Source organism: Erwinia sp. B116 (genome assembly GCF_002865965.1).
GTDB lineage: Bacteria > Pseudomonadota > Gammaproteobacteria > Enterobacterales > Enterobacteriaceae > Erwinia.
This window is the reverse complement of the sequence record NZ_JRZZ01000053.1, coordinates 1-20510: the sequence shown is the minus strand read 5'-3', so window position 1 is coordinate 20510 and position 20510 is coordinate 1. Positions and strand designations below refer to the sequence as shown.

Genomic DNA, 20510 nt, shown 5'->3' with positions numbered 1-20510 from the left:
CCGCGCGTGGCCCTCGAAGGCGTTAGCCAGCGCGGCGCTGCCGCCCGCCAGTGCCGCCGCTGCCGCCGCGCCCTGCAGCGCGCGCACGGCATCCAGCCATACCACCGATGGCAGCCACGGCGTCAGCAGCGACAGCAGGGTAAACAGGCTGACGCCGGTCATAAACAGCCGTTTGCGGCCATAGCGGTCAGCCAGCGTGCCTGCCGCCATCAGCAGGCTGCCGAAGCTGAGCAGGAAGGCGTTGGTTATCCAGCTCAGTGCCAGCGGCGAACCACCAGGGTTGACGGCGATGGCCGGGGTGGCGATCACCCCGGCGGAAAAACTCAGCGGCAGCATCAGCGCGGCGCTGCACACCGCCACAATGCTCCAGCGGCTGCTATGTGCCGCAAGGGTCAGTGAACTCATCGGTAATCTCCACTTCTCATTATTAAAGAAGCAGGATAAATTGGCGTGACAGAGTGATAAACGGGCTTTAGGACCGGAGATAAAGGACAAAAAGTCGCGAATGAGCAGCGTGGAAAGTTTGAGCGGGCTGCATGCCTTTGTGCAGGCGGCGCAGCTGGGCAGTTTTGTGGCCGCCGCCGAGCGTCTGGGCGTGTCGGCCTCGGCGATTGGTAAAAGCGTGGCGCGGCTGGAGAGCAGCCTCGGCGTCAGCCTGTTTAACCGCAGCACCCGCAGCCTGAGCCTGACCGAAGAGGGGCTGCTGTTTTTTGAGCGCAGTCTGCGGGTGGTGCAGGAGCTGACAGAAGCGGAGCAGGAGCTGTCGCGGCTGATGGCCGAGCCACGCGGGCGGCTGCGGCTGAGTTTTCCGGCGATAGGCTACCGGTTGCTGCTGCCGCTGCTGCCCGGCTTTACTGCCCGCTATCCGGAGATAGAGCTGGATCTGGATTTTAACGACCGGCTGGTGGACGTGATCGGCGAAGGTTATGACGCGGTGCTGCGCAGCGGTGATTTTGCCGACTCGCGGCTGAAGGCACGCCGGCTCGGCAGCTTTCGTTTCCGGCTGGTGGCATCAGCAGAGTATCTTGCCGCGCGAGGCGTACCGCAGCGGCCGCAGGATCTGACGGCTCATGCCTGCCTGCTGTACCGTTTTTCCGGCAGCGGCCAGCTGCAGCCGTGGCAGTTTACCGGTGGGGCAGAGAGCGGGCTGGCACTGAGTGGCCCGCTGGTGTTTAACAACCTGGAGGCGCAGATCTCCGCCGCCCGGCGCGGACTGGGGCTGATCTACGTGCCGGATTTCGCGGTGCAGGAATATGTGGAATGCGGAGAACTGTCCAGCGTGCTGGATGCGCATATTACCGCCGGTGGGCAGTTTTCCCTGCTGTGGCCGGGCAACCGCCATCTGCTGCCAAAACTGCGGGTGCTGATTGACTATCTGGCAGAACACATCGGCCTTGCGCCATAAAAAAAGGACCGGCGGTTAAGCCGGTCCCTTTAGCCGATGGCCAGGCCCGCCGGACAGGCGGGCGAGGGCGATCAGTGGTCGAACATCGCAGAGATAGACTCTTCGTTGCTGATGCGGCGGATCGCCTCAGCCAGCATGCCGGAGAGGGTCAGGGTGCGCACGTTAGGCAGCGCCTTGATCTCAGCAGGCAGCGGGATGGTATCGCACACTACCACCTGATCGAGCACCGAGTTACGCAGGTTTTCCACCGCGTTACCCGAGAAGATTGGGTGAGTTGCGTAAGCGAAGACGCGTTTAGCGCCGCGTTCTTTCAGCGCTTCTGCGGCTTTACACAGGGTGCCACCGGTATCGATCATATCGTCAACCAGCACGCAGTCACGGCCCGCAACATCGCCGATGATATGCATCACCTGGGAGACGTTAGCACGCGGACGACGCTTGTCGATAATCGCCATATCGGTGTCGTTGAGCAGCTTAGCGATAGCACGGGCGCGAACCACGCCGCCGATGTCCGGGGAAACCACGATCGGGTTTTCCAGGCCAATCTGCATCATGTCTTCCAGCAGGATCGGGCTACCAAATACGTTATCAACCGGGACGTCAAAGAAGCCCTGAATCTGTTCAGCGTGCAGATCCACAGTCAGAACGCGGTCAACGCCTACGCTGGAGAGAAAGTCGGCTACCACTTTGGCGGTGATAGGCACACGGGCAGAACGCACGCGGCGGTCCTGACGTGCATAGCCAAAGTAAGGGATAACCGCAGTAATACGACCAGCGGAAGCGCGACGCAGGGCGTCAACCATCACAACCAGTTCCATCAGGTTGTCGTTGGTTGGGGCACAGGTGGACTGGATGATGAAAATATCACCACCGCGTACATTTTCATTGATTTGTACGCTCACTTCACCATCACTGAAACGACCGACGGCGGCGTCGCCCAGGCTGGTGTAAAGGCGGTTGGCAATACGTTGTGCTAGTTCCGGGGTGGCGTTACCAGCAAAAAGCTTCATATCAGGCACGAGAAGAACCTCAGGCTTGCGTCCAGAGAATGAAAAAGCGTAAACGGTACCGGGCGACATACCGCAAACGTTTTCATACGGGTGTATTTCCCCCTGAGTATAGTGTACGCGGTACCGGCTACTCAGGGTTAAATGGTTAGCGATGTGCAGTATCCGGATCGGGTGACACTGTCACATCAGCTCAGTTGCTCTGAAAGGGTGCGGTGCAGCGGCGAGACGTTAACGCCCCGCGCAACAAAACCCTGCAGCCCTTTCGGGGCCAGCTCAAGCACCTGACGGGCGGATTGCTCGGTATTGAATTCGGCAAACACACAAGCACCGGTTCCGGTCAGGCGCGACGGCGCGTATTCTAGCAGCCATGAAAGCAGCGATTCAACCTCGCGAAAACGTTTTCTTACGGCTGACTCACAATCATTGTGGAAATCTGCCTGTAAAAGCTGCACCAGAGGTCGCTTTGGCGTGTTGCGAATCAGGTCGGGATCGTTAAACACCTGTGGCGTAGCGATACTGACCCCCGGATGCATGACCAGATACCACTTCTCGGCCGGTGTCACCGGCGTCAGCTGTTCACCCACGCCCTCGGCAAAGGCGGCAAAGCCCCGCACGAATACCGGCACGTCGGCACCCAGCTGCAGGCCGAACTCGGCCAGCTCGGCCAGGCTGAAGCCGGTCTGCCACAGGTGATTAAGCGCCACCAGTACCGTAGCCGCATTGGAAGAGCCACCGCCCAGCCCGCCGCCCATCGGCAGGCGCTTGTCTACCGCCAGCCGCGCTCCGGCAGATTCGGGCAGGGTACCCCGTGCTGCCGCCCGATCGCGCAACAACGTGGCGGCACGCACGATCAGGTTTTCAGCATCCGGCACGCCGGGCACCGGCGTAAGCAGGCGCAGTTCGCCATCCTGCGTTGGCTCAATGCGCAGGGTGTCGCCGTAGTCGAGGAACTGAAACAGCGTTTGCAGATCGTGATAGCCGTCAGCGCGACGGCCGGTGATGTAAAGAAACAGGTTCAGCTTTGCCGGCGAAGGCCATTCGGTTGTCATTTAACGGTCCAGCTGTCCATTTTCAGTTTGATGCGCTGGCTGCCTTCGGTCAGCTCAAGGTTCGATGGCAGCGTCGGGTTCTGCTTGCTGTCGTAGCCCTGGTAAGTGACGTGCCACTGTTTACCGCCCTGGCTGTAGTTAACCTCACGCAGGCGGTACTGGTCATCCAGCCGGTAGTCGCTGGCTTCACCAGGCAGGCCGAGCATCCACTGGCGCAGGTTCTCCAGCGGGATCGCCATACCGGTCAGCTGGGAGATCATATCGGCGGCATCACGGCTGACGTAGCGTTTGCCCTTGTTATCGACGATTTGTGCCACCTGGCCCTGCTGGTCAAGCTGAAGTTCGGTGCTGCCCAGCGGGTTAGTCAGCAGCAGGCGGTAACGATCCGGCGCGGTCTGCTGCCAGTTAAAGCGGGCATACACCTTCTGCTTATCGCTCAGGTAGGCGAAGGCACCGCGGGTCTGGAACTGGGTGATTTTAGCCACCGCCTGCTGGTGCTGGCGCCACTGCGGGGAGTCGGGGCTCTGGCCCGGTTTTGCGGTCTGGTCGGTAGTGCTTACGCAGCCAGCCAGCACCACGGCGGCCAGAGGAAGCAGCCGCATCAGGCGGCGAGTCGGCATTAACATAGTCAGAAAAGCTCCTTGTACTCGTTTCGGGCAGTCATGCCGCGCAAGCCGTCACGCTAACCAGCTAACGCGGCGGCGTCAATGCTTAAAAGGTCTCAAAAATAAGGATATGAGGCAGAGCTTGTTACAGTGATAGATGAAGCATAGCTTTTATTGATCCCGCGCATCTTGTAGAATGCGCTTCACAAAACCCTGACAACTGTGGGATTACCCCAACCTCGTACCATGACGTTACTGGCTCTCGGCATCAATCACAAAACGGCCCCTGTTGCACTGCGCGAGCGTGTGACCTTCTCACCAGACACGCTTGAGCTGGCGCTCAACAGCCTGCACGCGCAGCCTCTGGTGCAGGGCGGTGTGGTGCTCTCTACCTGTAACCGCACCGAGCTCTACCTCAGTGTAGAACAGCAGGAGAACCTGCAGGAGCAGCTGGTCAGCTGGTTGTGTGATTACCATCAGCTCAGCGTCGATGAGGTGCGTAAAAGCCTTTACTGGCACCAGGGTGACGAGGCGGTCAGCCACCTGATGCGCGTGGCCAGCGGGCTGGACTCGCTGGTGCTGGGTGAACCACAGATCCTGGGCCAGGTGAAGAAAGCTTTTGCCGACTCCCAGCGCGGCCACTCGCTCTCCAGCGAGCTTGAACGCCTGTTCCAGAAATCCTTCTCCGTCGCCAAACGCGTGCGTACCGAAACAGAAATCGGTGCCAATGCGGTATCGGTGGCGTTTGCCGCCTGTACCCTGGCGCGGCAGATTTTCGAATCCCTTGCCGACGTGACCGTGCTGCTGGTCGGGGCGGGCGAGACCGTTGAACTGGCCGCGCGCCATCTGCGTCAGCATAAAGTAAAAAAACTGATGATCGCCAACCGCACCCGCGAACGCGCTCAGGCGTTAGCCGATGAAGTGGGGGCGGAGGTGATTAGCCTGCCGGAGATTGATGCACGGCTGGCCGAAGCCGATATTATTATCAGCTCTACCGCCAGCCCGCTGCCGATTATCGGTAAAGGTATGGTTGAACGCGCGCTGAAGCAGCGCCGTAACCAGCCGATGCTGCTGGTGGATATTGCGGTACCGCGTGATGTGGAGCCGGAAGTCGGCAAACTGGCTAACGCCTACCTCTACAGCGTGGATGATCTGCAGGCGATTATCGAAAGCAACCTGGCGCAGCGCAAAGCCGCTGCCGTGCAGGCGGAAACCATCGTGGTGCAGGAGAGCGGCGAATTTATGTCGTGGCTGCGTGCGCAGAGCGCGGTGGAAACCATTCGCGAGTACCGGTCGCAGGCCGAGCAGGTGCGCAGCGAGCTGGAAGAGCGCGCGCTGGCGGCGCTGCAGAACGGTGCCAACGCCGAAGAGGTGATGCGTGACCTCGCCCGCAAACTGACCAACCGCCTGATCCACGCGCCAACCAAATCCCTTCAGCAGGCCGCCCGCGATGGCGATGGCGAACGCCTGCAAATTTTACGCGACGGCCTCGGGCTGGAATAGCGTTTACGCCTCTTTTTGACAAGGTAAAACACCATCAATGAAGTCTTCTATTGTTGCTAAACTGGAAGCCCTGCAGGAGCGCCACGAAGAAGTGGAGGCGATGCTGGGCGACGCTGGCGTGATCGCCGACCAGGAACGTTTTCGCGCGCTCTCGCGGGAGTATGCGCAGCTGACGGATGTCACCCAGTGCTTCCGCCAGTGGCAGCAGACCCAGGAAGATATCGAAACCGCAGAAATGATGCTCGGCGATCCTGAAATGCGTGAAATGGCGCAGGAAGAGCTGACCGCGGCCCGCGCCGCCAGCGAAAGCCTTGAGCAGCAGCTGCAGGTCCTGCTGCTGCCGAAGGATCCGGATGACGAACGCAGCTGCTTTATCGAAGTGCGCGCCGGCACCGGCGGCGACGAAGCGGCGATTTTCGCCGGCGATCTGTTCCGTATGTACAGCCGTTACGCCGAATCCCGCCGCTGGAAGGTGGAGGTGATGAGCGCTAACGAAGGCGAACACGGCGGCTACAAAGAGGTGATTGCCAAAGTGATCGGCGAGGGCGCTTACGGGCGTCTGAAGTTTGAATCCGGCGGCCACCGCGTGCAGCGCGTGCCGGAAACCGAATCGCAGGGGCGTATTCACACCTCGGCCTGTACGGTAGCGGTGATGCCGGAACTGCCGGAGGCCGAGCTGCCGGACATTAACCCGTCCGATCTGAGAATTGACACCTTCCGCTCCTCCGGGGCCGGTGGTCAGCACGTGAACACCACCGACTCGGCGATCCGCATCACCCACCTGCCGACCGGCATCGTGGTGGAGTGTCAGGATGAGCGTTCGCAGCACAAAAACAAAGCCAAGGCGCTGTCGGTGCTGGGCGCGCGTATTCACGCCGCCGAGATGGCCCGTCGCCATCAGGAAGAGTCCTCTACCCGGCGTAACCTGCTGGGCAGCGGCGACCGCTCCGACCGTAACCGTACCTACAACTTCCCGCAGGGGCGCGTTACTGACCACCGCATTAACCTGACCATCTACCGCCTGGATGAGGCGATGGAAGGCAAGCTTGATGCGCTGATCGAGCCGATCGTGCAGGAGTATCAGGCCGACCAGCTGGCGGCACTCGCCGGGCAGGATTGATGCAGATCCGCAGCTGGCTGCGTGCGGCCACCCAGCGGCTGGCCGCCAGCGACAGCCCGAAGCGTGATGCGGAGATCCTGCTGGGGCAGGTGACCGGCAAAACACGCAGCTGGCTGATCGCCTTTGACGATCGCGAACTGGACGCGCAGCAGCTGGCCGCGCTGGAGCCGTTGCTGGCGCGCCGCGAAGCGGGTGAGCCGGTGGCGTACCTGACCGGCGAGCGCGAGTTCTGGTCGCTGCCGCTCAGCGTGTCACCGGAGACGCTGATCCCGCGGCCGGACAGCGAAGTGCTGGTGGAACAGGCGCTGCTGCGCCTGCCCGCCGGCCCCGGCCAGGTGCTCGACCTCGGCACCGGCACCGGCGCGATTGCGCTGGCCATCGCCAGCGAGCGGCCGGAGTGCGCGATCGCTGGCGTCGATCGTATCCCGGCCGCGGTGGCGCTGGCGCAGCATAATGCCGCGAAGCTCTCGCTGACCAACGCCCGTTTCCTGCACAGCCACTGGTTCAGCGCGCTGACCGGGCAGCAGTTTGCGCTGATCGTCAGCAATCCCCCCTATATTGATGCCGCCGACCACCACCTGGCCGAAGGTGACGTGCGCTTTGAACCGGCCAGCGCGCTGGTGGCGGACGATCATGGCCTGGCCGATATCAGGGCGATTGCCGCCGACGCGCCCGCGCATCTGCTGGACAACGGCTGGCTGCTGCTGGAGCACGGCTGGCAGCAGGGTGCTGCCGTACGGCAGATCCTCGCCGCTCAGGGCTTTGCCCATATTGCCACCTGCCAGGACTACGGCGGCAACGATCGGGTCACCTGCGGGCAAAAAACGCGTATTTAAGGAGTCTTATGGCCGAATGGTATCTGCCGCTGAAACACTTTCATCTGCTGACGGTTGTCCTTACCGCGCTGATGTTTATCCTGCGTTTCTGCTGGCTGTTGCGCGGCTCACCGCTGTTGCAACAGCGCTGGGTGCGCATTATCCCCCACCTTAACGACACGCTGCTGCTGCTGTCAGGCGTGCTGCTGGTCACGGTTACCCACTTTTATCCCTTTTCACCGCAGGGCAGCTGGCTGACTGAGAAGCTGTTTGGCGTTATTATCTATATCGCTCTCGGTTTTATCGCCCTGGGCAAACGTCCACGCGCGCAGAAGGTGCGCTGGATTGCGTTTATTGTGGCCCTGGCCGCGCTGGTGGCAATCGTAAGGATAGCTACAACTAAAATGCCACTGTTGGGGTTTGTATGACGTCCATAGCTGAATTTGATTTTACCGCCGCGCCGCTGAGTGAGGCGGTGCTGAACGCGTCAGAAAGCATTCGCGGTGACTTCCCGTCGGCCGAGGTACGCGCGCAGCTGGCGCAGCTGGTCGCCGAGGCGCGGGCCGCCATCCCGACCGATCTGGCCGCCGACTTACAGCTGGAGCAGCTGATCGCGCTGTTCTGGCACCAGTGGGGGTTTGGCGGTGCCAGCGGCGTGTATCGCCTGTCTGACTGCCTGTGGCTGGATAAGGTACTGCATACCCGCCAGGGAACCGCCGTCTCGCTGGGGGTGATCTTCCTGCATATCGCCGGCGAACTGGAGCTGCCGCTCTACCCGGTAATTTTCCCCACCCAGCTGATCCTGCGTGCCGAGTGGATAAACGAGGAGGTGTCGCTGATTAACCCGTTTGACGGTGATACCCTCGACGACCACACGCTGGAAGTCTGGCTGAAGGGCAATATTGGCCCGGTGGCCGAGCTGTATGAAGAAGATTTACAGGAATCGGAACCGCTCAGCGTGCTGCGCAAAATGCTCGACACCCTGAAAGCGGCGCTGATGGATGAAAAGCAGATGGAAATGGCGCTGCAGGTCAGCCAGCTGCTGATTGATATGGATCCGGAAGACCCTTATGAAATCCGCGACCGTGGGCTGATCTTCGCCCAGCTCGACTGCGAGCACGTGGCGGTGAACGACCTGACCTACTTTGTTGAACAGTGCCCGGAAGATCCGATCAGCGACATGATTAAGCTGCAGATCCACTCGATTGAACAGAAACAGATTACCCTTCACTAACTTCAGTGAACCTGAATGATAAGGCGATGAAATGAATCAGAAAGTGGTTAATATTGGCGATATCCCGGTCGCAAACGACCTGCCATTCGTCCTGTTTGGCGGTATGAACGTGCTGGAGTCACGCGACCTGGCGATGCGTATCTGCGAGCATTACGTTACCGTGACCCAGAAGCTGGGCATCCCTTACGTATTCAAAGCGTCGTTTGACAAAGCCAACCGCTCCTCTATCCACTCTTATCGTGGCCCGGGCCTCGAAGAGGGGATGAAAATCTTCCAGGAGCTGAAACAGGCCTTCGGCGTTAAAATCATCACCGACGTGCACGAAGCCAGCCAGGCGCAGACGGTGGCCGACGTGGTCGACGTCATCCAGCTGCCGGCGTTCCTCGCCCGCCAGACCGATCTGGTGGAAGCGATGGCCAAAACCGGCGCGGTGATCAACGTGAAAAAACCACAGTTCGTCAGCCCCGGCCAGATGGGTAACATCGTCGACAAATTCGCCGAAGGCGGCAACGACAAAGTGATCCTCTGCGATCGCGGAGCCAACTTCGGTTACGACAACCTGGTTGTAGACATGCTCGGCTTCAACATCATGAAACAGGTTTCCGGCAACAGCCCGGTGATCTTCGACGTCACCCACGCCCTGCAGTGCCGCGACCCGCTCGGTGCTGCCTCCGGCGGCCGCCGCGCCCAGGTGGCAGAACTGGCGCGCGCCGGCATGGCCGTCGGCATCGCCGGCCTGTTTATCGAAGCCCACCCGGACCCGGCCAACGCCAAATGCGACGGCCCATCCGCGCTGCCGCTGGACAAACTTGAGCCGTTCCTCGCCCAGATGAAAGCCATCGACGACCTGGTCAAAAGCTTCCCGGCGCTCGACACCAGCAACTAAACCCGCGCCCGATCGCCAGACGCAAAAAAGCCACCCTAAAAAGGTGGCTTTTTTTCGCATAATACCCACCCAACCAGCCTAATCTTGCCAACCCATCCAACCTAGTCAATGTAGCTAACTCAGACAACACTGACGCCCATTATCAGGGAGGGCAGTGGGATGAGCCCGTAGCGGGGTAACCCGCGGAGGGTCGCCCGCTGACAGGCCCGAAACTCTCGCTCCAACAGACAACACGTCCACACACTCGATCAAACAGACAACGGGCCCTTAAAAGACTCAACCAGACAACGACACGGCAAATTATCAGGGAGGGCAGCGGGATGAGCCCGCAGCGGGGTAACCCGCGGAGGGTCGCCCGCATGACGGCTGGCACTCTCGATCGCACAGACGACTTAAGCACCGAAGCCCAAAGACGACTTAAGCACCGAATCCAAAAAGGATCACAGCATCACCGTCATCAGATACGCCACAAACAGCGCCAGATGCGCCGCCCCGTTCAGCACATTCGTGCGCCCGGTCGAAAACGAAATCTGACACAGCACCAGCGCCGACACCATCACCACCATCTGCGGCGACTCCAGCCCGAAAATCAACTCCTGCCCGGTCAGCGTGGCAATAATCGTCACCGTCGGCACCGTCAGAGAAATCGTCGCCAGCACCGAACCAAAAAACAGATTCATCGCGCGCTGCACCTGATTGGCCAGCACCGCCTTAATCGCCCCCAGCCCCTCGGGAGACAGAATCAACAACGCCACCAGGAAACCGGTAAAGGCCTCGGGCGCCTTCAGCGTCTCCAGCAATGAACCCAACGTATTGGCGTTCATCTTAGTCACCGCAATAACCGCAATCAACTGCACCACTAACATCCCGGTATGCCAGGCGCTGGAATGCGCGGAAGGCTTACCATGATGCGGATCGTCACCGTCATCCTCATGCTCATACACGAACAGACTCTGATGCGTCTTGGTCTGGATCAGCAGAAACACCCCGTACATCGCCGCGGAAATCGCCGACACCAGCAGCGCCTGGCCGGTGGTGAAATTGCCACCCGGCAACGCGTCCGGCAACACCAGCACGATCATCGCCAGCGGGAAAATCGCAATCAGATACTGCTTCACCCCGGCCAGATTCACGTACTGGGTGGCAAACTTGCGCCCGCCAAGCAGCAGCGCAAAACCGACCAGACCACCGGTAACGATCATAATGATGGAATAAAGCGTATCGCGCATCAGCGCCGGTGCGGCATCGCCGGTCGCCATCAGCGCAGAAATCAGACTCACCTCAAGGATCACCACCGACAAACTGAGGATCAGCGAGCCGTAAGGTTCGCCGAGGCGGTGGGCAAGCACGTCGGCGTGGCGCACCACGCTAAAGGCGCTGCTGAGAATGGCGACCAGCGCCAGCAGGTTAATACCGATCACTGCGGGTAATGAGTTAGTTCCGCCCCATAACCATAAAACGGCCATCGCGGCAGCAGTCAAAATCAGGGAGTACTCTTTGTGACGGGTCTTGCTCTCGGATGCACTCATAGGCTAACGCTCCTGCTCTGTTCCGTGACCTGAAAAGGGAAATTCCCGGTCAGTTTAAAGGTGTCGCATGAAGTATCAGCGACAAGTGCCTAAAGTGTAACCTTTTTTAAGGGGGCTCGTGGAGACTTTACGGAATTTTACGGAATATTGGTAAAAAATGAATGGAGGTGCTATTTATCATAAGCATCCTAAATAAGACTATATAAATTAGTGATATTGCGACTGCGATAAATGTTATTTGCATGATTAAAGCGATGTTAATGCGGCTGGTTAAGCCCTAAAACAGCACTGTAACAACTAAAAGTTAGTCAGGCAGTTATAAATGGTAGCTTGAAAAACAACCGCTCTCAACCAGTGAAGATTACAGCGGTTTTGCCCGCCGCCACTTCAGCCGCGCCGGCAGACAGCGCTGCGGCTGCTCCAGCGGGCGCTCCTCAATCAGCTGTCCGATCATCTCAAAGCAGTTCCACGCCAGCAGACGCTCGTCCTGCTCAACGGTATCAATACGCACCGACAGCGCATCATACAGATAGTGGTCGTCAAAGCTGCACAGGTGCATCGGCGTGTTTAACAGCCCGTGCTGGCTCAGGTAGCGCAGCACCCCCTCCTGCAGCCCGCAGGCGGCGCAGAACAGCGCCTGCGGCACCCGGCCCAGCCGCGCATACAGCTCGGCGAACATCTCATAGCCTGAACTGGCATGGTAATGGCCGTGCATAATCCACTCCGGCCTGACCGCCAGCCCGGCGCGTTCCAGCCCGAGCCGATAGCCCGCCAGCCGATCGCGGGTCGGTGAGATGCGCGGCTGGCCGCCGAAAAAGTAGATCTCTTCATAGCCCTCACGCGCCACGGCTTCCAGCAGGGTGGCGGTGGGAGAGGTGGCTTCGGTGATGACCAGCGGCAGCGTCGACTCGCCGAGATGGCGGTCAAACAGCACCACCGGCAGCTGCTGGTTAATTTTCTGATAGTCGCTGTCGTTTAGCTGGCTGGAGGCCACGATCAGCCCGTCAACCTGGCGCTGGATCAGATTGCTTACCGCCAGCGTCTCCTGGCTGGCGTTCTCTGCGGTACAGGCGATCAGCAGCTGCAGCCCGGCGTCGCGGCACAGCATCTCCAGCTCGTGGGAAAAACGGGCGAAGCCGTGGTTGGTCATCTCCGGGACCACCAGCCCGAGGGTGTTGCTGCGGCTGGAGTTGAGGGCGCGGGCGTGAATGCTCGGCTGGTAGTGCTGTTCGCGGGCCACGTCCAGCACCCGCTGGCGGGTCGTTTCGGCCACGCGCAGCTCTTTGCCACGACCGTTGAGCACCAGGCTGGCGGTGGACTTGGAGACTCCGGCCAGCCTGGCGATATCGTTGATGGTGATACGTTTGCTTTTGGTCACAGTGGCTTACGCGTAAAGGCTCAATGGCTCATTCTATCACGCATTGCTGCAACCTCCAGTGACGCAGGGTAATTTGCGCGTTGCCGGTCAGGCGCAGCCGCGGCTCCGGCTGCGGGAAATAGCGTGAAGACATTACCGCGTCGCCGTCGTTGATAAAGATTTCGACGCTGGAGCGATCGCAGAGAATACGCAGCTGCCGTACCTCGCCGTGCCAGTAACGCGTCTCCTCTTCACCGCTGCGCAGATTATGCCGCCGCAGGGTCAGGCCGTGGCGATCGGCGCTCAAATGCAGGGTGTCAGCAAAGCTGAAATGACAGCTACCGGTCAGCGTCAGCTCCAGCTCGGCGCTGCCGATATCGACGGCGGGCAGGTTCTCTGCGATGCCCCGCAGCTGCGTCTCCTGCCCGCGCAGCTGCTGCAGCTCCCGCACCGGCCGCTGGCGCAGCCGGTCGCCGTGCAGCGTCAGCTCGCGCGGGCAGGTCATAGTGTGCATCCAGCCGTGCTCACGGGTTGGTTGCGCGAATTCATCGCCGTCGGGAATGCCCATCCAGCCGATCAGCAGCCGGCGACCGTCGTCGGCCAGGGTGGTTTGCGGCGCGTAGAACTCGAAGCCGTGATCCAGCTCGTGAAAGTCGCCGTGGCGGTACTGCACGCCCGGGTAATCCAGCGTGCCGCAGAAGTAGCCGCTCTGGAAGGTATTGCGCCAGCGGTACTGTTCGGCGGGCAGCCCCTGCGGGCAGACCAGCAGCACGTCGCTGTCGTCCAGCGTAAACAGGTCCGGGCACTCCCACATATAGCCAAAATCACCCAGCCCGTTGACCCGGCTGCCGGCAATTTCGCCGAGCAGCGTCCAGTCGTGCAGGTCAGCGGAGCGCAGCAGCAGCACTTTGCCCTGCAGCTGCTGATCCTGTGCGCCCAGCACCATGTACCACTGCCCGTCGTGCTGCCACACTTTCGGGTCGCGCACGTGGCCGGTGTACCCTTCCGGCAGCGCCAGCACCGGCCCCAGCTTGCGGAAGCTGCCGTCGCTCTGCTGTTCGGCGAGGCACTGCCAGGCGGTGCGGCCGCCGTCGGCAAATTTGACGTTGCCGGTGTAGACCAGCGTCAGCACCCCCTGATTATCCACCGCGCTGCCGGAGTAGCAGCCGTGGCTCTCATACTCTTCTGCCGGAGCCAGCGCCAGCGGTTCGTGCCGCCAGTGAACCAGGTCGGCCGAGCTCCACTGGCCCCAGAACTTGGCACCGTGGGCGCAGGCCAGCGGGTTCCACTGGTAGCACAGCACATAGCGGCCGTTAAACTGAATAAAGCCGTTCGGGTCATTCATCAGCCCCACGGTGGGGGCGAGGTGCCAGGCGGGGCGATGACGGTCGGCGGCAGCGCGCGGCTGGCCGCTGAGCACCGCGCGTAGCGCCTGGTTCAGTAAACGGGACTCACTCATGCTTTACTCTCCGGCCTGATTTTCAGCAGCAGCGACAGCGTGAACGCCACGCCGAAGGCGATCGCCATCCCGACCAGATAGCTGAGCATCGAGCTGCCCTGCACGATCGCCAGGCCCGGCAGGGCGGTCAGCCCGACGGCGGTCATATTGACGTGCATAATCACCACCCAGGCGCCGCCCGCCGCGCCGCCCGCCAGGCCGGCGATAAACGGCGTGATATAACGCAGGTTCACGCCAAAAATCGCCGCTTCGGTAATGCCCAGCATCGCGGAGAAGGCGGAAGGCAGCACGATGCTGCGGGTTTTCACGTCGCGCACCTTGAACCACACCGCCAGACAGGCCCCGGCCTGGGCGACGTTGGCCATCGACCAGATCGGCAGCAGGAAGTTGACGCCGATCGACGGGTTACCCAGCAGCCCGGCCTCAATGGCGTGGAAGCTGTGGTGAACCCCGGTAATCACGATCACCGAATAGAGCCCGCCAAACAGCAGCCCGGCCAGCCAGCCGGCGTGGGCAATCAGCGTACTGAGCACCAGCGAAATGCCGTCGCCCAGTCCGCGCCCCAGCGGGCCGATAATCAGCAGCGCGACAAAGCCGGAGATCACCACCGTCAGGAACGGCGTCAGGATGATGTCCAGCGCGTCCGGGATCACCCGACGCAGCCGCTTCTCGCAGTGGCTCATAAACCACACCGTCAGCAGCACCGGGAACACCGTGCCCTGATAGCCGATCATCGCCACGTCGAGGCCGAAGAAGTTCATGGTCTGGAAACCGCCCGCCACGCCCCAGGCGTTGGTCAGCGCCGGGTGGGTGAGGATGCCGCCCAGCGTCGCCCCCAGATAGGGGTTGCCGCCGAACTCACGGGCGGCGGTGAAGCCGATCAGGATCGGCAGAATGATAAACGCCGCCGAGCTGAACATATCCAGCATGATAAACAGCGCGCTGCTGGCATCGGCCCAGCCGTAGCTTTTGACCATCCCCAGCAGGCCCATCAGCAGGCCGGAGGCGACGATCGCCGGAATGATCGGTACAAAGATGTTCGACAGCACCCGCGCCAGGCGCTGGAACGGGTTGAGTTTTTTCGCCGCGATGTTCGCCGCGTCGCTCTTGCTCGACTCGCTGATGCCGGCGGCCTGGATAAAGGCGGCATGCACCTTGTTAACCAGCCCGCTGCCAAAAATAATCTGCATCTGCCCGGCGTTACGGAAGCAGCCTTTCACGCCCTCCAGCGCCTCGATGGCCTCTTTCTGAACCAGGCTGTCGTCCACCATCACCAACCGCAGGCGGGTGGCGCAGTGGGCGGCGCTGGCGATATTCTCGCGGCCGCCAAGCAGCGGCAGCAGATCGCGGGCCGTTTTTTCAATATCCATGTTATCCCCTGTTATACGTTAAGACGGTGGCCGCTGGTCAGAACCAGGTTTCCATCTGAATGCCAAAATTCCACTCGCCGCCGGCGCTGAAGCCGCTGCTGCCAAAGGCGTCATCGCTGGCGTAGCGGTCCAGCGAGCTGTTCCAGTCCATCCAGCTGGTGAACAGGCGGATTTCCGGACGGGTGAAGAAGTCGCCGATATCCGCCACCTTGAAGGTCGGTGCCACGGTCAGCTTCCAGAAGCCGCCTGAAACCGCCTGGCGCTGCTTATAGCCCTGCGGGTCGAGATCCATATACTGATAGCTGCCCTCATAGGCCATGGCGAAGTTCGGGTTAATCTCCTGAATAAAGCGGGCGTTCAGCGTCGCCCAGCGATAGTCGTCGCCGGCGGCATAGCGATCGCGGCTGCTCTGCGCCAGCAGGGCCGGGGCGAAGCTCCAGTTCGGGTTCAGACGGGTCACGCCGTAGCTGGCCAGCCGCCAGGTTTGCGCCTGCTGCGTCAGGTTGCCGTCAGAGCCCAGCCCTTTGACTTCCGCCCCCAGCCCGCGTCCGTACAGCAGCGCGGTTTTCGCCTGGCCGTCGGCCAGCCCCCAGAAGCTGTCGTTATGCAGCGCCAGCATGGCGTGTGCGCCGGTGTCGCCGGCGCTGGCGTTGTTGCGGCTCTCATTGATACGTTCATCGTTGTCTTTGGCGCGCATGCCGCTGACCATCAGCTGCCACGGGCCGGCAAAGGTGTTGGCGGTGACGATATAGTTCTCGATGGTGTTATCGATGGTTTCAATATTGCCAAAATTACGTCCGTAGACCGAGAAGTTGCTTTTCAGCCCGTCGCGCCACTGCACGTCGTAGATGCCGCCGCCGGTACCGGCGAGGAACACCACGTCGCTGTCCAGCCAGTGGATGTCGAAGTTGTCGCGGTCAAAGCGTTTACCGGCCCACAGCGTACTGTGATCGAAGACGCCGTTAAACGCCGGCAGCTCGCCGAGTTCGACGAAGGCCTGACGAATGTTCAGCTCGCTGGTGCCGCCGGTCCAGTCGTTGTAGCTGCGCTGACCGTCGGCCAGCATCGCCTTGAAGCGGGTGGTGGCACCGTTGGCCAGCTGCTGCTTATGTTCGAAATTCAGCTCAACGTAGGTGTTGTTTTCATTGCCTAAACGCCCGACCGCGCCGCCGGTCTCGCCGGCCGGGGTAAGGTAAGGGCCGCTCTGGGTGCCGGCCGCCGAGTCGTTCATAATCAGACCGGAGCGGGCGTAGCCGTGGAATTCAAAGCCATCGGCAAAGGACGGTTTGCCGGCCACCGGCGCGGGGGCGGGTGCCGCAGGCGCGGCCGGGATTGCGGCAGACGCGGTGCCGGTATTTGGGGCTGCCGGAGTTGTCGAGGTTGGCGCACTGGCAAAGGCACCCGCACCCGCAGCACCGGCCGTTGCCTGCGCGTTGCCGCGCTGCGTTTCCAGCCGGGCGACGGTTTTCTCTGCGCTGGCGGCGCGCTGCTCTGCGTCACTGGCGCGTTTTTCCGCCTGCTGCAGGCGCTGTTCCATAGCGATCAGCCGTGCTTCCAGGCTATCAAGGGTGGCGGCCTGGGAAAGAGGGGTGGCAAGGGCAATACCGATTGCCAGCGCCAGCGTGCTTATTTTTTTCATCGTAACGGTTCCCTGAGTATGCGTTGTTTTATTGTTTTGCTAAACCGGTTCGATAAGAAGGGTAAAAGATCGTGGCCGATCCTTTCAATCAGATTTGCTAACCCGGTTCAGGAACTGTGACCGGGTTAGCAATTTGTGCCTTCGTGTGGGCGGTTACTGCCGGTATTCAGTCCGCTGCGGCGAGATCGCGGGCGTACGGCAGGGCGGTCATCGCCCCTTTGGCGGTGGTGGCGGCGGCACCGCTGCGCTGGGCCTGGTCAATCGCTGCGGCCAGACGGGCCGGGGCCAGCGGATTGGCCTCCTGCGCCAGCGCCGCCAGCAGCCCGGCGACAAAGGCATCCCCCGCGCCGGTGGTATCCACCACGCTGACTTTCGGGGCAGGATAGTGCTGCAGCTGCTCACGGTGCCAGACGTAAACGCCCGCGCCGCCCAGCGTCACCAGCAGCAGTGCCGGCTGGTAACGTGCCGCAAAATCGTGGATGCGATCGCTCAGGCTGGCCGCCGCGCTCAGCACGTTCAGTTCGTCCTCGGACAGCTTAATGATATCTGCCGCCTGAAACGCCGCCTGCAGGCAGCGGTTCAGCTCGGCGGCGTCCGGCCACAGGTCGTCGCGCAGGTTGGGGTCGAAGCTTACCCAGCCGCCCGCCTGCTTCACCGCCGCCATCGCCTGCATCGCCGCGCTGCGGCTCGGTTCGGCGCTCAGGGCGATCGAACAGAGGTGCAGCCCTTCACCGGCGGCAAAGCGCGGCAGCCGTTCAGCGGTCAGAAACAGGTCAGCGGAAGGGCGCACCATAAAGGTAAACTGCCGCTCGCCGTCGGCATCCAGACCGACCAGCACCGTGGAGGTGCGCTGCCCGGTTTCGCGGGTCATATACCGCGTGTCCACCCGCTCCTGCTGCAGCGTGCTGCGCAGAAACTCACCGAACGGATCGTCGCCGACGCAGCCGATAAAGGCGCTCTCGCCGCCGAGCCGGGCCACGCCGACCGCCACGTTGGCCGGCGCGCCGCCGGGGCACTGCAGCAGCCGGTTATTCGCTTCCGGCAGCAGGTCCACCACCGCATCGCCCAGCACCCAGATTTTGTTACTCATCGTCACTCTCCTTAAGGTCATTTACGCGTAAGCTAAACTGGTTTAGCAAAAAATGGAAGAATTCCGTTCTTGTTTTGCGACCTGGAATTACGCTGACTGCGATGCGATGCGATGCGATGCGATGCGATGCGATGCGATGCGATGCGATGCGATGCGATGCGATGCGATGCGATAAAGGAAAGTACGCATGCAGCGGCGGGGTAAAAAGTATGGCGGGCACCTGTATCACGAAACCAGGCGCCCGCAGAGACTTTTTAGGGCGTTACCCTCTGGCCAGTTCTTTCCGCGCCAGCTCAGAGAGGAAGGAAGAACGATTGCGAAAGTGACCGTTTTTCTCAATATAACGGTCTATCGCCGTGAGCAAATTCCCCGGCATCGTCAGATTGAATTTGATCGCTTTTCTCTCATATTTCGCCGGATCCAGCTCAATCAGGGTGAGAAAGCCGCCATCTTCTTTCAGACGGCTGTCCCCCAGCCAGGCGGCCGGATCGCGGGGAACGACCACCGGATTGCCCATCTCAGTGAACACTTCCATATGCTGGCCGAATGCCGTTTCAGCATCACGTACGGCCGCTTCCAGGTTATCACCGGAGAAAAAGCACCCGTCAATATCGGGAAAATAGCCGTCATAGGTGCCACTTTCATTAATGAAAACAAAGATTGGATAGAGCATCGTAGCCTCACCAGATTAAGAATGACGATTTCAACAGTAAACAGGCAAATCGGATATCAGGCTCAAAACAGTTTCAGTCCTGATATTTCCTGTGCCTGTCTGATAATCCCCTTTGACAGATCCTTGCGAGGATAGGGAACGGTAATAATTTTAATGACTCCAGGCTTGCTCAGCGTCACATTACTGCCAGATTGCCGCTGCCTGAGCCAACCATCAGCCCGCAATTGCCGGATCAACTCCTCGCTACTCATCTGCTGTCCCTGTCAGTAAGTATGGGTATAATACCCATCATTTTGAACGTTAACCATGATTTTTGTAGGTGCTGCACCCACCATTTTGCACGGTTCAGCCGGCGTTTTTTGATACTGCAGGCGCTGTCCGTGAGATCGCTTAGTGTTTCAGCGGGATAAAAAACACTTTTTTGTTATGAAGCCGGTTACAGGCTTGCCGAACGGCCCTGAAATGCATATGGTCATCAGACGGGTCGGTTTTTTATCGTAAAACGGCCAGTTTCAGGAAGTGAGTCAATGAATAACAGGACGTTACGCAGTGGTGCAGGAGGGGTATGTTAACCAGAGATTTTTTAGCACGGGCGGACTGTAAGACCGCCTTTGGCGATATTGATTTGGCGCTGTTGTTAAGCGAAGAGCAGCGCGCGGCCTCGCTGGCGGCGACGCTGGCCAGCCGGCCCGATCACAGCCCGGTGTGGATATTTGGCTACGGCTCGTTGATGTGGAACCCGGTATTTGAGGCCGATGAAGCGGCGCCGGGCACCCTGCAGGGCTGGCACCGCGCATTCTGCCTGCGGCTGACCGCCGGGCGTGCCACCCGCAACCAGCCCGGACGGATGCTGGCGCTGAAAGAGGGCGGGCAGACCAGCGGTCTGGCGTTTCGCCTGCCGGAGGAGAAACTGCAGGAGGAGCTGGAGCTGCTGTGGAAGCGGGAGATGATCACCGGCTGCTACCTGCCGACCTGGTGCGGGCTGACGCTGGATGACGGCCGTACGGTAACGGCGCTGGTGTTTATTATGGACCCGCGCCATCCGCTGTATGAGTCCGACTCCTGCCCGCAGACCATCGCGCCGCTGATCGCCCAGGCCAGCGGGCCGCTGGGTACCAACGCGCAGTATCTGTTCTCGCTGGAGCAGGAGCTGCAGCAGCGCGGAATGGCCGATAACTGCCTGACCGGGCTGGTGGAGAAGGTGCGCGACCTGCAGCAGAACCATAACGGGCTGGCCGGCTGACGTCGGCCTCAGGGTTGCGGGTTTACCAGCCAGGTGCCCGCACGATCGATAGTCAGCTGCTGCTGGCGCACGCCGCCGGCGCTTTTCACCTGCAGCTGCCAGCTGCCCGCTGCCAGGTTCAGCACCGCCAGGCCATCACTGTCCGCCTTCACCGCCTGCACCTTACCGTTCACCAGCAGCGACTCGCCGCTGTTCAGCCGCAGATAGACCGTGGCTAAGCTGGCCGCAGGGGCCGCTGGCGTGGCGACGGCAGAACCCTGTGCGGCGGCGACCGGCGCATCATCGCGATTCAGCATCCACACCACGCCCGCCACCGCCGCCAGCGACAGCAGGCTTAACCCAAGCAGCGTGGGCGACAGCCGCCGCGGCGTCGCCGCCTGGGTGACTGGCGCCGCCGCTGCCGCCGCGTGGTTAATCGCCACGGAGGTGGGTTGAGCGGCGGCTGGCGTCAGACCCGCTGATGCTGCTGCCGGCTGTGCAGCAATATCAGCGGCGGGAATCGCTGCCGGTGCTGCCCCGGCAA

The 20510-nt window shown here is 61.0% G+C and carries 20 protein-coding genes and 1 pseudogene; 8 read left to right on the top strand and 13 right to left on the bottom strand.

What is annotated here, in order from left to right:
* Positions 1–405: MFS transporter (locus tag NV64_RS21090; RefSeq protein WP_146005532.1), on the bottom strand; the 405-nt coding region annotated here is incomplete at its 3' end.
* Between the two features lie 109 nt (positions 406–514).
* On the opposite strand from NV64_RS21090, the gene NV64_RS21085 reads away from it, so the two are divergent.
* Positions 515–1405 (top strand): LysR family transcriptional regulator, encoded by an 891-nt coding sequence (locus NV64_RS21085; protein ID WP_056234649.1) that lies wholly within the window; start codon positions 515–517, stop codon positions 1403–1405.
* A 71-nt stretch (positions 1406–1476) separates the two neighbouring features.
* On the opposite strand, the gene prs is transcribed toward NV64_RS21085, so the two are convergent.
* The 3 genes from prs to lolB form a co-directional block, all read right to left on the bottom strand.
* Positions 1477–2424 carry a ribose-phosphate diphosphokinase gene (prs, locus tag NV64_RS21080; protein ID WP_146005531.1) on the bottom strand — a complete coding sequence of 316 codons (948 nt, stop codon included), beginning with the start codon at positions 2422–2424 and terminating at the stop codon, positions 1477–1479.
* 176 nt (positions 2425–2600) lie between these two features.
* Positions 2601–3464, bottom strand: coding sequence for a 4-(cytidine 5'-diphospho)-2-C-methyl-D-erythritol kinase (gene ispE, locus NV64_RS21075; RefSeq protein WP_056234405.1), 864 nt, complete (start codon positions 3462–3464; stop codon positions 2601–2603).
* On the bottom strand, positions 3461–4090 hold the full coding sequence (gene lolB / locus NV64_RS21070) for a lipoprotein insertase outer membrane protein LolB (protein ID WP_056234409.1): 630 nt from the start codon (positions 4088–4090) through the stop codon (positions 3461–3463). Before lolB ends, ispE begins: the two co-directional genes overlap by 4 nt.
* Positions 4091–4315: 225 nt before the next feature.
* Here lolB and hemA point away from each other — a divergent pair, with 225 nt between their 5' ends.
* Genes hemA through kdsA form a run of 6 tightly spaced genes read left to right on the top strand, consistent with a single transcriptional unit; the run spans position 4316 to position 9627 of the window.
* Positions 4316–5572: a glutamyl-tRNA reductase gene (gene hemA, locus NV64_RS21065; RefSeq protein WP_056234413.1), complete on the top strand. Its 1257-nt coding sequence runs from the start codon at positions 4316–4318 to the stop codon at positions 5570–5572.
* Between the two features lie 37 nt (positions 5573–5609).
* Positions 5610–6692, top strand: coding sequence for a peptide chain release factor 1 (gene prfA, locus NV64_RS21060; protein ID WP_056234416.1), 1083 nt, complete (start codon positions 5610–5612; stop codon positions 6690–6692).
* Positions 6692–7528 carry a peptide chain release factor N(5)-glutamine methyltransferase gene (gene prmC / locus NV64_RS21055; protein WP_101506704.1) on the top strand — a complete coding sequence of 279 codons (837 nt, stop codon included), beginning with the start codon at positions 6692–6694 and terminating at the stop codon, positions 7526–7528. Before prfA ends, prmC begins: the two co-directional genes overlap by 1 nt.
* An 8-nt stretch (positions 7529–7536) precedes the next feature.
* Positions 7537–7935, top strand: a complete 399-nt coding sequence (locus NV64_RS21050) for a SirB2 family protein (protein WP_056234421.1) — start codon at positions 7537–7539, stop codon at positions 7933–7935.
* Positions 7932–8741 carry an invasion regulator SirB1 gene (gene sirB1 / locus NV64_RS21045; RefSeq protein ID WP_101506703.1) on the top strand — a complete coding sequence of 270 codons (810 nt, stop codon included), beginning with the start codon at positions 7932–7934 and terminating at the stop codon, positions 8739–8741. The genes NV64_RS21050 and sirB1 overlap by 4 nt, the downstream gene beginning before the upstream one ends.
* Before the next feature lie 31 nt (positions 8742–8772).
* Positions 8773–9627 carry a 3-deoxy-8-phosphooctulonate synthase gene (kdsA, locus tag NV64_RS21040; RefSeq protein WP_056234426.1) on the top strand — a complete coding sequence of 285 codons (855 nt, stop codon included), beginning with the start codon at positions 8773–8775 and terminating at the stop codon, positions 9625–9627.
* A gap of 440 nt (positions 9628–10067) precedes the next feature.
* Here kdsA and chaA read toward each other — a convergent pair whose 3' ends face one another.
* From chaA to NV64_RS20995, 8 genes are all read right to left on the bottom strand, one after another.
* Entirely contained in the window at positions 10068–11156 is a 1089-nt protein-coding gene (gene chaA, locus NV64_RS21035) for a sodium-potassium/proton antiporter ChaA (protein WP_056234429.1), read from the bottom strand.
* Between the two features lie 361 nt (positions 11157–11517).
* Positions 11518–12534: a LacI family DNA-binding transcriptional regulator gene (locus tag NV64_RS21030; protein ID WP_056234432.1), complete on the bottom strand. Its 1017-nt coding sequence runs from the start codon at positions 12532–12534 to the stop codon at positions 11518–11520.
* A 28-nt stretch (positions 12535–12562) separates the two neighbouring features.
* Positions 12563–13972, bottom strand: a complete 1410-nt coding sequence (locus NV64_RS21025) for a sucrose-6-phosphate hydrolase (protein WP_101506702.1) — start codon at positions 13970–13972, stop codon at positions 12563–12565.
* Positions 13969–15342 carry a sucrose-specific PTS transporter subunit IIBC gene (locus NV64_RS21020; RefSeq protein WP_101506701.1) on the bottom strand — a complete coding sequence of 458 codons (1374 nt, stop codon included), beginning with the start codon at positions 15340–15342 and terminating at the stop codon, positions 13969–13971. The genes NV64_RS21025 and NV64_RS21020 overlap by 4 nt, the downstream gene beginning before the upstream one ends.
* Before the next feature lie 37 nt (positions 15343–15379).
* Positions 15380–16981, bottom strand: a complete 1602-nt coding sequence (locus tag NV64_RS21015; RefSeq protein ID WP_101506700.1) for a carbohydrate porin — start codon at positions 16979–16981, stop codon at positions 15380–15382.
* Between the two features lie 166 nt (positions 16982–17147).
* A complete protein-coding gene (locus NV64_RS21010) occupies positions 17148–18071 on the bottom strand; it encodes an aminoimidazole riboside kinase (protein WP_056234444.1) in 924 nt (307 codons plus the stop codon).
* 262 nt (positions 18072–18333) lie between these two features.
* Positions 18334–18744 (bottom strand): type II toxin-antitoxin system HicB family antitoxin, encoded by a 411-nt coding sequence (locus NV64_RS21000; RefSeq protein ID WP_101506698.1) that lies wholly within the window; start codon positions 18742–18744, stop codon positions 18334–18336.
* A gap of 62 nt (positions 18745–18806) precedes the next feature.
* Positions 18807–18995 carry a type II toxin-antitoxin system HicA family toxin gene (locus NV64_RS20995; RefSeq protein WP_101506697.1) on the bottom strand — a complete coding sequence of 63 codons (189 nt, stop codon included), beginning with the start codon at positions 18993–18995 and terminating at the stop codon, positions 18807–18809.
* A gap of 314 nt (positions 18996–19309) precedes the next feature.
* Here NV64_RS20995 and NV64_RS20990 point away from each other — a divergent pair, with 314 nt between their 5' ends.
* On the top strand, positions 19310–19987 hold the full coding sequence (locus NV64_RS20990; RefSeq protein ID WP_056234453.1) for a gamma-glutamylcyclotransferase: 678 nt from the start codon (positions 19310–19312) through the stop codon (positions 19985–19987).
* Between the two features lie 8 nt (positions 19988–19995).
* Here NV64_RS20990 and NV64_RS23515 read toward each other — a convergent pair.
* A pseudogene (locus NV64_RS23515) lies at positions 19996–20510 on the bottom strand (serine/threonine protein kinase); the annotation flags it as partial.

Excerpts from the sequence above, each read along its gene's own strand:
- kdsA (WP_056234426.1), top strand. The coding sequence starts at position 8,773 with ATGAATCAGAAAGTGGTTAATATTGGCGATATCCCGGTCGCAAACGAC.
- NV64_RS21025 (WP_101506702.1), bottom strand. The coding sequence starts at position 13,972 with ATGAGTGAGTCCCGTTTACTGAACCAGGCGCTACGCGCGGTGCTCAGC.
- NV64_RS21000 (WP_101506698.1), bottom strand. The coding sequence starts at position 18,744 with ATGCTCTATCCAATCTTTGTTTTCATTAATGAAAGTGGCACCTATGAC.
- prfA (WP_056234416.1), top strand. The coding sequence starts at position 5,610 with ATGAAGTCTTCTATTGTTGCTAAACTGGAAGCCCTGCAGGAGCGCCAC.
- NV64_RS20995 (WP_101506697.1), bottom strand. The coding sequence starts at position 18,995 with ATGAGTAGCGAGGAGTTGATCCGGCAATTGCGGGCTGATGGTTGGCTC.
- lolB (WP_056234409.1), bottom strand. The coding sequence starts at position 4,090 with ATGTTAATGCCGACTCGCCGCCTGATGCGGCTGCTTCCTCTGGCCGCC.
- NV64_RS20990 (WP_056234453.1), top strand. The coding sequence starts at position 19,310 with ATGTTAACCAGAGATTTTTTAGCACGGGCGGACTGTAAGACCGCCTTT.
- NV64_RS21010 (WP_056234444.1), bottom strand. The coding sequence starts at position 18,071 with ATGAGTAACAAAATCTGGGTGCTGGGCGATGCGGTGGTGGACCTGCTG.
- prmC (WP_101506704.1), top strand. The coding sequence starts at position 6,692 with ATGCAGATCCGCAGCTGGCTGCGTGCGGCCACCCAGCGGCTGGCCGCC.
- hemA (WP_056234413.1), top strand. The coding sequence starts at position 4,316 with ATGACGTTACTGGCTCTCGGCATCAATCACAAAACGGCCCCTGTTGCA.
- ispE (WP_056234405.1), bottom strand. The coding sequence starts at position 3,464 with ATGACAACCGAATGGCCTTCGCCGGCAAAGCTGAACCTGTTTCTTTAC.
- chaA (WP_056234429.1), bottom strand. The coding sequence starts at position 11,156 with ATGAGTGCATCCGAGAGCAAGACCCGTCACAAAGAGTACTCCCTGATT.
- NV64_RS21020 (WP_101506701.1), bottom strand. The coding sequence starts at position 15,342 with ATGGATATTGAAAAAACGGCCCGCGATCTGCTGCCGCTGCTTGGCGGC.
- NV64_RS21015 (WP_101506700.1), bottom strand. The coding sequence starts at position 16,981 with ATGAAAAAAATAAGCACGCTGGCGCTGGCAATCGGTATTGCCCTTGCC.
- NV64_RS21050 (WP_056234421.1), top strand. The coding sequence starts at position 7,537 with ATGGCCGAATGGTATCTGCCGCTGAAACACTTTCATCTGCTGACGGTT.
- sirB1 (WP_101506703.1), top strand. The coding sequence starts at position 7,932 with ATGACGTCCATAGCTGAATTTGATTTTACCGCCGCGCCGCTGAGTGAG.